Source organism: Bradyrhizobium betae, from assembly GCF_008932115.1.
Classification (GTDB): Bacteria; Pseudomonadota; Alphaproteobacteria; order Rhizobiales; family Xanthobacteraceae; genus Bradyrhizobium; species Bradyrhizobium betae.
In genome coordinates, this window is the sequence record NZ_CP044543.1 from 5,443,821 (window position 1) to 5,458,267 (window position 14,447).

The following is a 14,447-nucleotide window of genomic DNA, read 5'->3' on the forward strand; positions in this document are numbered from 1 at the left end:
TGCGGGCCTAGCTGTCGATGATGGCAACCGCGCGGGTCCAGCCCGCGGAGGCGCGTTCGATCTTCACGGGGAAGCATGAGACCGTGAATCCGGTCGAAGGCAGCTGGTCGAGATGGTGCAGCTTCTCGAGATGACAATAGCCGATGTGCCGACCCGCCTTGTGGCCTTCCCAGATCAGGCCGGCATCTTTTGTTTCGGCATATTTCTTCGCCGTGTGGACGAACGGCGCGTCCCAGCTCCAGCCGTCGGTGCCGGTCAGCCGCACGCCGCGTTCGAGCAGGTACATGGTGGCCTCGTAGCCCATGCCGCAGCCGGAATTGACGTAACCGGCCTGGCCGAACTTTGCGCCGGCGCTCGTGTTGACGACCACGATCTCGAGCGGCGACAGCGTGTGCCCGATGCGCTCGAGCTCTCTTTCGACGTCGTCGGCGGTCGCCACGTATCCATCCGGCAGGTGCCGGAAGTCGAGCTTCACGCCAGGTTGAAAGCACCATTCCAGCGGCACCTCGTCGATGGTCCATGATCGCTCACCGCGGTTCATGGTCGGGTGGAAGTGCCAGGGCGCGTCGAGATGCGTGCCGTTATGGGTGGACAGCGAGACCTGTTCGACCGCCCAGCCCTGGCCATCCGGCAGATCCTGCGCCTTGAGGCCGTCGAAAAACTGCAGCATCCGCGGCAGTCCCTGCTGGTGGTCGATATACTGGATCGTCGGGTGGTTGCCCGGCGGATCGGACGTCACGTCGTTTCGAAGCGGCACGGAAATATCGATCAGCTTCCGCGGCATGGGCATTTCCTCGATATGGTCCAATGTTTCGGACATCTTGGGCGGCGTGCATCGGCGACGTCAAGAGACGCGCCCGTGCGGATGAGTTCGGAAAAGCGGCATCATTGGCCGATCGCCGGCCCGGCCCGTTGCCCGACTGATCGATGCAACTCCGGCATTGATCGATGCCGGATTTGGCTTGGACTCGGCATGCCGCCCGCCCTAGGGACGACATTGGCGATATCGCGCGGACGCAGTGCGCTCGCGAAAGGGATGAGACGACCGTCTCGTCCGAACCTCCAAGCCGCAGCCAATAGCGGTCGAGTATAAAGCGAGAGGAACGTCCATGGATACGACGAGCATCGTTACCTCGCATCCGGCACTGGCCGATGGCGAGACGGGATTGCAGGATGCCGGCACTCGCCGCCGAGGCACGGCATCGACCTGCGCTCTGTCGTCAACCAGCCAAATCCGCTCGACACCGCCGCGCAATCCTACCAAGGTGATGCGTTTGTAACGCTTGACTTTACACCTGAAGTGGAGCGACCCAAGGCGGCCCTTAGCACCTGCCCGACAACGACATAATCAAATCAGGAGGAAAGCCCAGATGAAGACTCTCATTGGTATCGTCGCGGCCGCTGTGCTGACGGTCTCGGCCCCGCTTGCGGCCGCACGCGATTTCCGTTCCGCCGACATTCATCCCGCCGATTATCCGACCGTCGAGGCCGTCAAGTTCATGGGCAAGCAGCTCGCGACGGCGAGCGGCGGCAAGCTCGGCGTGAAGGTGTTTCCCAACGGCGCCCTGGGCTCCGAGAAGGACACCATCGAGCAGCTCAAGATCGGCGCGCTCGACATGATGCGCATCAACGCATCGCCGCTCAACAACTTCGTGCCGGAGACCATCGCGCTGTGCCTGCCCTTCGTCTTCCGCGACACGCAGCACATGCGCACGGTGCTTGACGGGCCGATCGGCGACGAGATCCTGGCGGCCATGGAGCCTGCAGGGTTGGTCGGGCTTGCCTATTACGACAGCGGCGCCCGGTCCATCTACACGGTCAAGGCGCCGGTGAAGTCGCTCGCGGACCTCAAGGGCTTGAAGATCCGCGTTCAGCAGTCCGACCTCTGGGTCGGCATGATCCAGAGCCTCGGAGCCAATCCGACGCCGATGCCGTATGGCGAGGTCTACACCGCTCTCAAGACCGGTCTGGTGGACGCTGCCGAGAACAACTGGCCGTCCTACGAGTCGTCGCGTCACTTCGAGGCGGCCAAGTTCTACAACGTGACCGAGCACTCGCTCGCGCCCGAAGTTCTCGTGATGTCCAAGAAAGTCTGGGACACGCTGAGCAAGGAGGACCAGGCGATGGTCCGCAAGGCGGCCAAGGAGTCGGTGCCCGTCATGCGCAAGCTCTGGGACGAGCGTGAGCAGGCCTCCCGCAAGACCGTCGAGGCGGCCGGCGTTCAGGTCGTCACGATCGCCAACAAGGCGGAATTCGTCGACGCGATGAAGCCGGTCTATGACAAGTTCGCCGGTGACGAGAAGCTGAAGGGCCTCGTCAAGCGTATCCAGGACACGAAGTAAGACCAGTGCGTCGGGTCCGGCGCCGCCGATTGGCGGCGTCGGACCCTCGCAAGGAGCCGCTGGAATGACAGACCCACATGTCGCAAGCTACGAGCAGGACGAGGCCGGGCGCCCGTCGACCAATCTGCTGTCGCGGATCAACGCCGTCGTCGCTCGCTTCGGCATGTATCTGTCCGTGACCGGCCTGCTCGTCATCGTCACCATCGTGTTCTATCAGGTGTTTGGACGCTACGTGCTCAATTCCAGCCCGACCTGGACGGAGAACCTGGCGCTGGTCCTGATCCTGTATGTCACGCTGATCGGTGCCGCCGTCGGCGTGCGCGATGCCGGGCACATCGGAATGGACAGTCTGCTGGTGATGCTCCCGGACCATGTGCGGGAGAAGATCGAGCTCGTGATCCACGTTCTGGTGGCCGTGTTCGGAGTTGCGATGGCTTACAATGGCTGGATCCTCGGGGCTTCGGTCGGAACCGTGAAGATTCCAAATCTCGGTCTGCCCGAGGTGATCCGCTACGTGCCGCTGATCGCTTCAGGCGTCCTGATCGTCTCCTTCTCCATCGAGCACATCATCGCTCTGCTGCGCGGCGAAGAGGTCGTCCCCTCATGGAATTGATCATTCTCGGCGCCTCCTTCTTCGGCTTCCTCATCCTCGGCGTCCCCGTCGCCTTCGCGATCGGTCTCTCGGCGATCTGCACCATCCTCTATGAAGGCCTGCCGGTCGCCGTCATCTTCCAGCAGATGATGTCGGGGATGAACATCTTCTCGTTTCTTGCCATCCCGTTCTTCGTCTTCAGCGGTGAGCTGATGCTGCATGGCGGCGTCGCCGACAAGATCGTGCAGCTCGCCAAAAATCTCGTTGGACACATCCGCGGCGGGCTCGGCATGTCGAATGTGGTCGCCTGCACCCTGTTCGGCGGCGTCTCCGGCTCGCCGGTCGCCGACGTGTCCGCGATGGGCGCGGTGATGATCCCGATGATGAAAAAGGAAGGGTTCGACACCGACTACGCCGTCAACGTCACAACCCACGCCTCTCTGGTGGGCGCGTTGATGCCGACCAGCCACAACATGATCATCTATGCGCTTGCCGCCGGCGGCAAGGTCTCGATCGGCGCGCTGATCGCCGCCGGTCTTCTCCCGGCGCTCGTGCTCATGGTGTGCATGCTGGTCGCCGCCTACGCCGTCGCGGTGAAGCGCGGTTATCCGGCCGGCAAGTTCCCGGGCTGGGCCGAGGTGTTCCGATCATTCGCGGCCGCGCTGCCCGGCCTCCTGATCGTCGGCATCATCCTGGCAGGGATCCTGTCCGGCGTCTTCACCGCAACGGAATCCGCGGCCGTCGCGGTCACCTACACGATCCTGCTGACCTTCTTCATCTACCGCACCATGACCCTGCCGAACTTCCTGCGCGCCGCCGCGAAGGCGGTGAAGACGACCGGCGTGGTCCTGCTGCTGATCGGCGTTTCCACCATGTTCCAGTACCTGATGGGACTCTACGAGGTGGCCGACTTCGCCGGTGACGTGATGAGCAAGGTGTCCTCGCAACCCTGGGTCATCTTCCTGCTCATCAACGTGATCCTGTTCGTGCTCGGCACCTTCATGGACATGGCGGCGACCATCCTGATCTGCACCCCGATCTTCCTGCCGATCGCGATGAAGGCCGGCATGGATCCGGTGCAGTTCGGCATGCTGATGCTGATCAACTGCGCGCTCGGGCTGAACACGCCGCCGGTCGGAACGACGCAGTTCGTGGGCTGCGCCATCGGTGGCATATCGGTGGGCGCGGTGATGCGCACCATCCTGCCGTTCTACGCCGCCCTGATCGCAGCTCTGATGTTCGTGACCTACGTCCCCGCGTTCTCGCTGTGGCTGCCCCGCCTGCTGATGGGCTACAAGGGCTAGCACAACAGGGAGAATTCGTTCGTGACAGACTATCGCAAGCTCTTCGATCTCACCGGCAAGACGGCCGTGGTGCTCGGTGCCGCATCGGGTATCGGCAAATCGTCCGCCGAGGCGCTGGCCGGGCTCGGTGCCCGAATCGTCTGCGCCGATCGCGCGCTTGACGGGGCGGAAGCCACCGCCGCCGGCATTCGCGACGAGGGCGGCTGGGCGGAAGCGGCAAGTTGTGACGCCGCGAGCGCTGCGGACGTCAATGCGCTGGCGAAAACCGTGATGCAGAAATTCCCGCGGCTCGACATCGCCGTGACGACGCCTGGGCTCAACATCCGCAAGACCATCCTCGACTACACCGAGGAGGATCTCGACCGCGTCCTCAACCTCAACGTCAAGGGCACGGTCTGGTTCTTCCAGGCCTTTGGCCGCATCATGGTCGAGCAGAAGGGCGGCAGCATCATCGCCTGCTCGTCGGTGCGCGCGGTGACCATCGAGCCCGGCCTCGGCGTCTACGGCTCGACCAAAGCAGCGATCGGCCTGCTGGTGAAGGGCTTTGCCTCCGAGGTCGGCCGCTCCGGCGTCCGTGTCAACGCGATCGCGCCGAGCATCGCCGAGACCGCGCTGACCGGCCCGTTCAAGCAGCGGCCGGATATCTACAATCTCTACGCCGGCCACACCGTGTTCAACCGCTGGAGCAGCGCCGACGAGGTCGCCACCGCCGTTGCCTATCTCGCGTCGGATGCCGCGAGCTATGTCAGCGGCAGCACGCTGTTTGTCGATGGCGGCTGGACCGCTGTCGACGGCCCGCCGACCGGCCTCACCCAGCTGCATAAATAGAGCTCGCATCTAGCCGGCAAAGCCCACGCGCTGGCGCAATGCCTTGCGATCTGCGCCAGCCAGCAGCGCGACCAGTGCAGCGGCCTCTTCGGGATGCACGGCCCGTGTGGTGACGCCGGCCGTGTACATCGTCACGAGCTCGCATCCCGGCGGCAGCGATCCTGATAGCGTGATGCCGTCGGTCGCGATGATTTCGGTCGCCTGCGTGCATCCGATCGGCCTCTGCGCGGTGGAGGTCGCAAGCTCCCGCATCGCGGTCGCGCCGTTCGGGAAGATCTTGAGGCGCGATGCGACCTCATAGGCGATGCCGAGCTGATCCAGCACCCTTGCGACGTGCTGCCCTGCCGTCGAGGCCTTGGTGTCGGGGACGTAGATGGCGTCGGCACTGCGCAGCGCATCGCGCAGATCGGCCTCGGTCTTCACCGTCACCTGGGGATCACGGCTGCGGACCGCCAGCGCAGTCTCGACCCGACCGATATCCGTGATCGAGGCGGGGGCGACGAGCTTCTCCTCGGCGAGTTTGGCGAGGAGGGCCTGCGTCAGGATGACGAGATCGGCCGGCGTGCTCGCGCGCAGCTTGTCGGCCATCACGCCGACCGCGCCGAACTCGCCGTCGATGCCGAGGCCGGTCTGCGCCTTGAAGGCCTCGGTGAGCCCGCGAACCAGGCCTTGCGCCGCGCCGCCGCTCAAAATGGTCACTGTCTTCACGATGCAAGCTCCATGGCTGCGATGATCCTGTCGCGCGTGATCGGCAAGTCGCGCACACGCACGCCGAGGCAATCGAACACCGCATTCGCGATCGCCGCCGTCACCGGGCCGTGGGCGGCTTCTCCGGCTCCGACCGGTTCGATCTCCGGCCGCTGGATGATCTCGACATCCACGGCCGGCACCTCGCTGAAGGTCAGAATCGGATACTCCGTCCAGGAGGTGGAGGTGATGCGCGTCCGGTCGAAGCGGACACGTTCCTTCAGTACCCAGCTCGTCGCCTGGATGGCGCCGCCCTCGATCTGGTTGACGACGCCGTCCGGATTGATGGCTTCGCCGACATCGATCGCAAGCGTCAGCCGCCTCACACGGATGGCGTCGGTGCCTTCGATCTCGGCGATCGCGGCACAATAGGCCCCTGTGTTCTTGTAGCGAGCAAAGCCGACGCCGTAGCCGACGCCGGGTTGTTTCTGCGGCTTCCATTGCGCCCGCCGAGCGGCTGCGCGGACGACATCGCGCGCCCGCTCGTCGCGTAGATGCCGCAGACGAAACGCGACCGGGTCTTCGCCGCGCAGTTCGGCGATCTCGTCGAGCAGCGCCTCGATGGCGAACACGTTGCCTTGCGCGCCGAGGGTCCGCAGCGCCGAGGTGCGCACCGGCATCGTCAGCAGCCGGTGGCTGGTGATCGTCCAGGCCGGGAAATCATAGAGCGGAACGGAGTTGCGATCGCCGCCGCCGCCGTTGGCAGCGGGCGGGTTGGTCGAGACCATGCGCGGGTAGGGGTTTTCGATCTCGGTCGCCGCGAGCAAAGCCGGCTGCGCCGCGCGCCCCGGCCGCGCCGCATGGCCGTTGCTCCAGATGTCATGGCGCCAGCCGATGATGTCGTTGTCCGCATCGAGATCGGCCTCGATCTCGATGGCCATGGCGGCACCAAACGGCGCGTGGGCCATCTCGTCGTGGCGCGACCACAGGACTCTCACAGGACGACCGCCGGCCGCCTTCGCCAGCAGGACGGCATCGAGCGCAACGTCGTCGGCCGCATTGTGACCGTAGCAACCGGCCCCTTCCATGTGCTCGACGAGGATGTTTTCGGCCGGCAGCTTGAGCACGATCGCGAGATCGGCGCGCAGCAGATAGACGCCCTGGCTGTGCGTCCAGACATGGACACGATCGCCATCCCATCGCGCCATGGCGCAGGACGGTGCGATCGAGGCATGCGCGACGTAGGGGCGGGTGTATTGCCGGCGGAGGGTGCGCGCAGCCTTCTTCGTCGATGCCGCTGTTCGGGTGTCGATGGCGGTCGTCTCGACCGGCTGGCTCCTCAGGAAGCCTGCCAGATCATCTTCGTCGGGCAGCGGCTCGCCGGCCGACCATGCCGCGCCCTTGCGCAAGGCTGTGAGCGCGGCTTGCGCCGCCATCTCGCTGTCGGCGATCACGCCGGCAAAGCCGCCGTCGCGGACGATCGCGACGAGGCCGGGAACGGCGCGCGCGGCCTTTTCGTCCAGTGCGATCGGTTTCGCGCCCGAGACGTCGGGCCGCAATATGCGTCCGTACAGCAGGCCTGGCAGCGCGAAATCATGAATGAAGCGCGGCCGCGCGAACACCTTGTCGGGAATATCGACGCGCGGGACCGAATGTCCGGCAACGGCGCGCATGGCGGCGCTCTTCGCCGCAGCGCCCGGGGTGGCGTGGTGGTCGAGCGAGACGTCGCCGGCCAGTTCCCAATAGCTGGTCCGGACATTGCCGGGGCCCGAAATCGTGCCGTCATCGATATCGAGCAGCGATGCATTGACGCCGAGACGCTCCGACGCCGCGGCGAGGAAGCGCTGGCGCACCTCGGCGCAGGCGTGGCGCAGCGCACGGCCGGATTGCTGGATCGACAGGCTGCCGGAGGTCACGCCTTCGTTCGGGCTTGCTGCCGTCGAGGCGCGGATCATCTCGACCTTGGAGATGTCGATGTCGAGCTCGTCCGCCGCGATCTGGGCCAGCGCCGTGACGATGCCCTGGCCGATCTCGACCTTGCCGGGAGAGATCGCGACGCGCCCTTCATCGGTGAACCGCACCCAGGACGACAGTCTTGGATTGGCCGCGAGGCTGACCGGCAGTGGAGGGGCAGGGGACGTCATCGGGCGGCTATCTCCGAGGCCGCCCGCAACACGGCGCGGACCATGCGATTGTGCGATCCGCAGCGGCACAGATTGCGATCGAGCGCGGTTCTGACCTCAGCTTCGGTGGGTGACGGATTACGCTTCAGCAGCGCCGCCGCGCTGGTGAGGATTCCCGAGACGCAATAGCCGCATTGCATCGCCTGCTCGGAGATGAAGGCGCGTTGCAGCGGATGCGGGCGCTCCGTTGTGCCGAGGCCCTCCACCGTGACGACGTCCTTGTCCGCAACCGACCACATCGGCATGTCGCAGGAGGTCATCGCGTGGTCGCCGACCATGACATGACAGGCCCCGCACTCACCGGCGCCGCAGCCGAAATGCGGACCGGTGATGCCGAGCCGACCGCGCAGCACGTCGAGCAGGGTGTGATCCGGGTCGGCATCCACGGCGATCGTCGCGCCGTTGAGCTGAAACTGAATGGTGGACATTGCTCTACGATCTCAGGATTTGTCGAACTTCTTGACGACATCGGCCCATTTGTCGATGTCGCCGCGCAGGAATTTGTCGAACTGCTCCGGCGTCATCGACATGGGGACGGCGCCTTGCTCGGTCCAGAGCTTGACGATGTCCGGCCGCTTCACCATTGCGTTCACGGCGGCATTGAGCTTGTCGATCACGGGCTTTGGCGTGCCGGCCGGCGCCATCAGGCCAAGCCAGATCGTGGCTTCATAGCCCGCTACGCCCGCCTCGATCGCGGTCGGCACGTTCGGCAGCACCGCGGAGCGCTGCTTGCCGGTGGTCGCGAGCGCGCGAACCTGGCTCTCGCCGATGTTCGGCGCCATCGCCGGCACGGCGTCGATCATCATCTGAACCTGTCCGCCGATCACGCCGCTGCGCGCCTCGCCGCTGTTGCGGTAGGGGACGTGGACGAGGTCGATACCGGCCATCGCTTTGAACAACTCGCCGGCCATGTGATACGGCGTGCCCTGGCCGGATGAGGCATAGTTCAGCTTGCCGGGTTGCGATTTGGCGAGCGCGATGAACTCCTGCAGCGTCTTGGCCGGAATTTGCGGATTGACCACGATGACGAGATCGGAAGCGTTCACCGGGGCGATCGGCGCGAGGTCGCGCATCAGCTCGTATTTGCGCTTGTCCGGCGTCAGCAGCGATTCGTTCGCGGTCTGGGTGTTGGACATCATCAGCAGCGTGTAGCCGTCGGCCGGCGACTTCGCCGCTTCGACCGTGCCGATGACGCCGCCCGCGCCGGTGCGATTCTCGATCACGAAGGGCTGGCCAAAGCTCTCCTGGAGCGCGTTGCCGATCAGCCGGGCCGCGACATCGGCCGGACCGCCGGCGCCGAACGGGACGACAATGCGGACCGCGTGGTTGGGATAATCCTGTGCGACTGAGGGGGCTGCTGAGAATGCGGCGAGCAGGCCGGCGGCCAGCGCCAGCATCGATTGTCGGGCCATCATGCCCACCTCCCTGATGTCGTTCTTTTGACCGACACTGTAGCGGCAGGGCAAGCCGGCTGTCGACGCCTCACAATGTCGATTGTGCCGGGAATATCAGGCGGTTTTCGGTGTGGCCGCGGCGTGCTTCGCGGCCGCGACGGGAACCGGCGGCGCGTGCGGTTTGAGCAAATCGCATGGGCATTGCCGGGAAAATGCGCTCGGCTGGCCGGTATTTTGGTGTTACGAACTGGGAGATGAACCAGCACGCCAAGATCGAAATCCGCCATTCGACCTGTCCGCATGATTGCCCGTCGGCCTGCGCCCTCGATGTCGAGGTGGTCGAAGGCCGCAGCATCGGACGCGTCCGAGGTTCGAAGAAGCAGACCTACACGGCCGGCGTCGTCTGCGCCAAAGTTGCCCGCTATGCCGAGCGCATCCATCATCCTGAAAGGCTGATGTATCCGATGCGCCGCATCGGGCCGAAGGGTTCCGGGCAGTTCGCGCGCATCTCGTGGGACGAGGCGCTGGACGAGATCGGCCACCGCTTCAACCAGGCCGAACGCGAGTTCGGCGCGGAATCGATCTGGCCCTATTACTATGCCGGCACGATGGGGCTGGTGATGCGCGACGGGCTCAACCGCCTCACGCATGTGAAGAAATATTCGCGCTTCTATCAGACGATCTGCGCCAATGTCGGGCGCATCGGCTTTGCGATCGGCACCGGCAAGATCGCCGGCGTCGATCCGCGCGAGATGGCGCTGTCCGACCTCGTGGTGATCTGGGGCACCAATCCCGTCAACACCCAGGTCAATGTGATGACGCATGCCGCGCGGGCGCGGAAGGAGCGTGGCGCCAAGATCGCCGCGGTCGACATCTACGACAACGAGACCATGAAGCAGGCTGACATCAAGATCATCCTGCGCCCCGGCACCGATGGCGCTTTCGCCTGCGGCGTCATGCACGTCCTGTTTCGCGACGGCCATGCCGACCGCGCCTACATGGACAAATACACCGATTGCCCCGGTGAACTCGAGGCGCATCTGAAGACGCGCACGCCCGAATGGGCCTCCGCCATCTGCGGCGTGCCGGTGGCCGAGATCGAGGCCTTCGCGAAGCTGGTCGGCGAGACCGAGCGGACCTTCTTCCGCCTCGGCTACGGCTTCACCCGCTCGCGCAACGGCGCGATGCAGATGCATGCGGCGCTCTGCATTCCCGCGGTGACCGGCGCCTGGCAATATGAAGGCGGCGGCGCCTTCTTCAACAATTTCGCGCTGTGGCACTTCAACGAATCCATCATCGAAGCCCACGACGCCATCGACAAGACCACCCGCGCGCTCGACCAGTCGCAGATTGGCCGCATCCTCACCGGCGATGCCGAAGCGCTGCTCGGCAAGGGGCCGGTCAAGGCGATGCTGATCCAGAACACCAACCCGATGACGGTGGCGCCGGAGCAGGCGCTGGTCCGGCAGGGCTTTGCGCGCGAGGATCTGTTCGTCGCGGTGCACGAGCAGTTCATGACCGAGACGGCTGCGATGGCCGACATCGTGCTGCCGGCGACCATGTTCATGGAGCATGACGATCTCTATTATGGCGGCGGCCACCAGCACATCTCGGTCGGGCCGAAGCTGATCGACCCGCCCGGCGAGTGCCGCTCCAACCACCAGGTATTGCAGGCGCTGGCGCCGCGCCTCGGCGCCAAACATCCGGGTTTCGAGATGACCCCGCGCGAATTGATCGACGCGACGCTGAAGCTCAGCAGCCATGGCGACATCGCCGGCCTCGAAGCCGACCTCTGGCGCGACCTGCAACCGGATTTTCGCACCTCGCATTATCTCGACGGCTTTGCCCATGCCGACAAAAAATTCCACTTCAAGGCCGATTGGGCGCATCCGCCGTTCGGGCAGACGATGGGCGACTTCGACAAGATGCCGTCGCTGCCGGACCATTGGGCGGTGATCGAGCACGCCGACCAGGCCCATCCGTTCCGGCTCGCGACCAGCCCCTCGCGCAGCTTTCTCAACACCACCTTCAACGAGACGCCGTCATCGCAGGCGCGCGAGGGCAAGGCGAGCGTGATGATCCACCCGCTGGATGCGGCCTCCCTCGACATCGCCGACGGCGACGCCGTGACGCTCGGCAATACCCGCGGCGAGACCACGCTTGTCGCGACCCTGTTCGAAGGCGTGCGGCGCGGCGTGCTGATCGCGGAGTCCGTTCACCCCAACAAGAATCATATCGGTGGCCGCGGCATCAACATGCTGACGGGCGCGGACACCATCGCGCCGATCGGCGGGGCTGCGTTCCACGACAACAAGGTCTGGATCAAGAAGGCGGCCACGGTCTAAGGCACACACTCCGTCACCCCGTAGCCGGCAAATTCCCTGGCGATGTTGGGATTCATGGACTTCGCCTGCGCGATGTCAGTGGCGCCGTTGCCGCCGCTCCTGCTGGTGGCGATACCGCGGCCGAAGAGCGAGGATGACGAGCGCGGGTTGCGCTGGATCGCATCGGTGTAGTCCTTGATCGCCTCGGCGGTACGCCCGAGCTTGAGGTTGACCAGTCCGCGGCTGTCGAACGCATCGCTCAATCCGGGATTGCTCTGGAGCGCCAGATTGCAGTCGGCGAGGGCGCCTTGCAGATCGCCGGTCGCAGCCCGCGTCCAGCAACGGTTGTTGAGCGCTTCGGCATCCCTGGGATCGCGGCGGATCACCACGTCGAAATCCTGCATGGCGAGCGCGTAGGCACGCTTGATCGCGTAGACCTGGCCGCGCTTGTAGCGAGAGACGGCATCGTCGGCGTTGGCCGCGATCCTGCGGGTGAGATCGGCGATGACAAGGTCTTTGGCGAGGTCGTCGGCGCTTGGGGCAGGCTCTGCTTGCGGAGCCTCGCAGACCTGTTTCTGCGGATCAGGCTTCGTTTGCGCCGGATCGGCGCCCTTTTTATCCGGCGGCCCTGCCACCAGGCCTGCGAACGAGAACTCCGTCGTCAGCGAGGACGACAACCACGGCACCTGCTCCCTATTGGTGGCGGCGACCACGCCGTTCTTGGTGTTGGTCAATGCCTGCTCGGCGCTGATGTTTGGCGCGCGCATCTCGCGCAGCAGCTCGGTGACGAACAGGCTGCGATCGGTCTTGCTGTTCGCTACGACCGCGCCAAGTGCGGCAGAATACAGGATCAGCGAATTGCCAGGCGCAATCGCCGGTGCGAGGCCCGCCGAGTAGCGACGAAACCTTCGTTCGAACGGATTGCCGCGGGAGGCGTCGATCAGCGCGATCTTGATCGCGGCGCCGCGCGTGTTCATCTCGGCGAGAATGGCGTCGAGGCTGAAGCCATCGCGCGACACGTCCGGCTCGGTCCAGATCTGCGCGTCGACCGGCAGCAGATAGGTCTGCCGGTTGGACTGGATGCCGAAGCCATCGAAGAAGATCAGCGCGACGGCGCCGCGTTCGATCCGGGCATAGAAGCGATCCAGCGCCTGCCGCATGGCGTCGGCCGTGAGGTTGCTCTGCCGGTCGACGACGAACCCGTCGCGCTTCAATTCCTCGGCGACGGCCTGGGCGTCGTTGGCGGCGTCGCTCAGAACGAATTCATTGTCAGGATATTTTGCGTTGCCGATCACCAGCGCGAGTTTTGTCGCGTCGGCCGCCTGGCTTGCGGCTCCGCTGCTTGCGACGATCAAGCCTGCCAGCAGCAACATGACGGCGGCGCGCATGAAATGGCTCATCGGTGATAAAATCTCCAGTCAGGATAGTCGCCGCAGTTCATAATTCAATCGGCAAGCCAAGTTGCGCCCACACGCTATGGTGACACAGCGTTGCAGTTTGCCCTTGCGCGCGCCGCCCCACCTGCCGCAAATGGCGGCAAAACGGGAGCAAGGAAGCGAGCGTGCCATGACCGACACCACAGCCGTCATCACCGAGAAGCGCGGGCAGGCGTTCTGGATCACCATCAACCGGCCCGAGAAACGCAACGCGTTGAACGGCGACGTGATCGCCGGCATCACCAAAGGCTATCGCGACGCGCATGACGACAAGGACGTCCGCGTCATCGTGCTGACGGGCGCGGGCGACAAGGCGTTCTGCGCGGGCGCCGATCTGCAGAATTCCGGCGCCGCTTTCGCGATGGACCATTCCAAACCAAATGTCGACTATGCCGATCTGTTACGTTTGTCACAGAACGCCACGAAACCGGCGATTGCGCGGGTCGGCGGCGTCTGCATGGCCGGCGGCATGGGCTTGCTCTGCATGACCGACATGGCGATCGCGGCCGATCACGTCATCTTCGGCTTGCCAGAGGTGAAGGTCGGCGTGTTCCCGATGCAGGTGCTGAGCCTGTTGCAGAACATCGCGCCGCCGCGGCTCGTCAACGAATGGGCGCTCACCGGCGAGCCGTTCGATGCCAAGGCCGCGCAAGCCGCGGGCCTGCTCAACTACGTCGTGCCTGCCGCCGAGCTGGATGCCAGGGTCGACTGGCTGATCGGCCGCATCGTCGACAAGTCCCCGACCGCGATCCGCCGCGGCAAGTACGCCATGCGCGCCATCGCCGCGATGTCGTTCGACGAGAGCATCGCCTACACCGAAAGCCAGATCGCGCTGCTCGCGATGACCGAGGACGCGAAAGAGGGGCTGAAGGCGTTCGGCGAAAAGCGCAAGCCGGTCTGGACGGGGAGGTGACATTGTTAGACCCGTCATCTTGAGGTGCGAGTGGCGCGATGCGGTTAGCAGCGCGCCGGGAGCCTCGAAGGATGTACGGCCGAGATGCAGCCGGGCCGTCGCCCTTCGAGGCTTGTTCGGCGGCGCGATTGCGCCGCAGAACGCGCACCTCAGGGTGACGGTGATACAGCCATCGTCCCGTCGCTCCCCAATTTACATCTCATACAGCAGACGCAGCTTCGCATTCTCGCGACGTATTCGTCCGAGCTTTGCTTCATCGTCTCACCCTCAAATGAAAGAGGGCGCAGGGAAGACCGGGTGCCGGCTGGCACCCGCGGTCCACTGTGCGAAGTCGTAGTGAGAAATCTGCACAGCGGCATACAGGTGAAGCCAAACATCCGGCCTTCCCTGCGCGGTGGCTTTACGGCTTATGTCGCGCTCTCCCCGGGGAGCGATGCACTATTG

The 14,447-nt window shown here is 64.9% G+C and carries 13 protein-coding genes; 7 read left to right on the plus strand and 6 right to left on the minus strand.

The window, feature by feature from the left end:
* Positions 1-7: 7 nt before the first annotated feature.
* Complete coding sequence (locus tag F8237_RS26165) at positions 8-784, minus strand: cyclase family protein (RefSeq protein WP_151649122.1); 777 nt, start codon at positions 782-784, stop codon at positions 8-10.
* A 325-nt stretch (positions 785-1,109) separates the two neighbouring features.
* Between F8237_RS26165 and F8237_RS26170 the strand changes: the two genes are divergently transcribed.
* The 5 genes from F8237_RS26170 to F8237_RS26190 all read left to right on the plus strand — a co-directional run bounded on the left by F8237_RS26170 (position 1,110) and on the right by F8237_RS26190 (position 5,066).
* Positions 1,110-1,280, plus strand: coding sequence for a hypothetical protein (locus F8237_RS26170; protein ID WP_244625975.1), 171 nt, complete (start codon positions 1,110-1,112; stop codon positions 1,278-1,280).
* A gap of 90 nt (positions 1,281-1,370) precedes the next feature.
* Positions 1,371-2,342 carry a TRAP transporter substrate-binding protein gene (locus F8237_RS26175; RefSeq protein WP_151649123.1) on the plus strand — a complete coding sequence of 324 codons (972 nt, stop codon included), beginning with the start codon at positions 1,371-1,373 and terminating at the stop codon, positions 2,340-2,342.
* A gap of 64 nt (positions 2,343-2,406) precedes the next feature.
* Entirely contained in the window at positions 2,407-2,955 is a 549-nt protein-coding gene (locus F8237_RS26180) for a TRAP transporter small permease (protein ID WP_151649124.1), read from the plus strand.
* A complete protein-coding gene (locus F8237_RS26185; protein ID WP_151649125.1) occupies positions 2,946-4,238 on the plus strand; it encodes a TRAP transporter large permease in 1,293 nt (430 codons plus the stop codon). Before F8237_RS26180 ends, F8237_RS26185 begins: the two co-directional genes overlap by 10 nt.
* A gap of 21 nt (positions 4,239-4,259) precedes the next feature.
* The gene (locus tag F8237_RS26190) at positions 4,260-5,066 is read left to right on the plus strand and encodes an SDR family NAD(P)-dependent oxidoreductase (RefSeq protein ID WP_151649126.1); all 807 of its coding nucleotides are present in this window, start codon (positions 4,260-4,262) and stop codon (positions 5,064-5,066) included.
* A gap of 9 nt (positions 5,067-5,075) precedes the next feature.
* Here F8237_RS26190 and F8237_RS26195 read toward each other — a convergent pair whose 3' ends face one another.
* From F8237_RS26195 to F8237_RS26210, 4 genes are read right to left on the minus strand one after another with little or no spacing between them, the layout of a single operon-like run.
* Positions 5,076-5,774: a molybdate ABC transporter substrate-binding protein gene (locus tag F8237_RS26195; protein WP_151649127.1), complete on the minus strand. Its 699-nt coding sequence runs from the start codon at positions 5,772-5,774 to the stop codon at positions 5,076-5,078.
* Positions 5,771-7,897, minus strand: coding sequence for a xanthine dehydrogenase family protein molybdopterin-binding subunit (locus tag F8237_RS26200; RefSeq protein ID WP_151649128.1), 2,127 nt, complete (start codon positions 7,895-7,897; stop codon positions 5,771-5,773). Before F8237_RS26200 ends, F8237_RS26195 begins: the two co-directional genes overlap by 4 nt.
* Positions 7,894-8,364 (minus strand): (2Fe-2S)-binding protein, encoded by a 471-nt coding sequence (locus tag F8237_RS26205; RefSeq protein ID WP_151649129.1) that lies wholly within the window; start codon positions 8,362-8,364, stop codon positions 7,894-7,896. Before F8237_RS26205 ends, F8237_RS26200 begins: the two co-directional genes overlap by 4 nt.
* A 12-nt stretch (positions 8,365-8,376) precedes the next feature.
* A complete protein-coding gene (locus F8237_RS26210; protein ID WP_162006220.1) occupies positions 8,377-9,351 on the minus strand; it encodes a tripartite tricarboxylate transporter substrate binding protein in 975 nt (324 codons plus the stop codon).
* A gap of 233 nt (positions 9,352-9,584) precedes the next feature.
* Between F8237_RS26210 and F8237_RS26215 the strand changes: the two genes are divergently transcribed.
* Positions 9,585-11,675, plus strand: a complete 2,091-nt coding sequence (locus F8237_RS26215; RefSeq protein WP_151649130.1) for a molybdopterin-dependent oxidoreductase — start codon at positions 9,585-9,587, stop codon at positions 11,673-11,675.
* Here the strand turns inward: F8237_RS26215 and F8237_RS26220 are convergent.
* On the minus strand, positions 11,672-13,054 hold the full coding sequence (locus F8237_RS26220; protein ID WP_201280154.1) for a caspase family protein: 1,383 nt from the start codon (positions 13,052-13,054) through the stop codon (positions 11,672-11,674). The genes F8237_RS26215 and F8237_RS26220 overlap by 4 nt on opposite strands.
* 166 nt (positions 13,055-13,220) lie before the next feature.
* Here F8237_RS26220 and F8237_RS26225 point away from each other — a divergent pair, with 166 nt between their 5' ends.
* Positions 13,221-14,003, plus strand: a complete 783-nt coding sequence (locus F8237_RS26225; protein ID WP_151649131.1) for an enoyl-CoA hydratase/isomerase family protein — start codon at positions 13,221-13,223, stop codon at positions 14,001-14,003.
* Positions 14,004-14,447 lie beyond the last annotated feature (444 nt).

Coding starts and splice junctions, on each gene's coding strand:
- F8237_RS26165 (WP_151649122.1), bottom strand. CDS start 784: ATGCCGCGGAAGCTGATCGATATTTCCGTGCCGCTTCGAAACGACGTG.
- F8237_RS26170 (WP_244625975.1), top strand. CDS start 1,110: ATGGATACGACGAGCATCGTTACCTCGCATCCGGCACTGGCCGATGGC.
- F8237_RS26175 (WP_151649123.1), top strand. CDS start 1,371: ATGAAGACTCTCATTGGTATCGTCGCGGCCGCTGTGCTGACGGTCTCG.
- F8237_RS26180 (WP_151649124.1), top strand. CDS start 2,407: ATGACAGACCCACATGTCGCAAGCTACGAGCAGGACGAGGCCGGGCGC.
- F8237_RS26185 (WP_151649125.1), top strand. CDS start 2,946: ATGGAATTGATCATTCTCGGCGCCTCCTTCTTCGGCTTCCTCATCCTC.
- F8237_RS26200 (WP_151649128.1), bottom strand. CDS start 7,897: ATGACGTCCCCTGCCCCTCCACTGCCGGTCAGCCTCGCGGCCAATCCA.
- F8237_RS26205 (WP_151649129.1), bottom strand. CDS start 8,364: ATGTCCACCATTCAGTTTCAGCTCAACGGCGCGACGATCGCCGTGGAT.
- F8237_RS26210 (WP_162006220.1), bottom strand. CDS start 9,351: ATGATGGCCCGACAATCGATGCTGGCGCTGGCCGCCGGCCTGCTCGCC.
- F8237_RS26215 (WP_151649130.1), top strand. CDS start 9,585: ATGAACCAGCACGCCAAGATCGAAATCCGCCATTCGACCTGTCCGCAT.
- F8237_RS26220 (WP_201280154.1), bottom strand. CDS start 13,054: ATGAGCCATTTCATGCGCGCCGCCGTCATGTTGCTGCTGGCAGGCTTG.
- F8237_RS26225 (WP_151649131.1), top strand. CDS start 13,221: ATGACCGACACCACAGCCGTCATCACCGAGAAGCGCGGGCAGGCGTTC.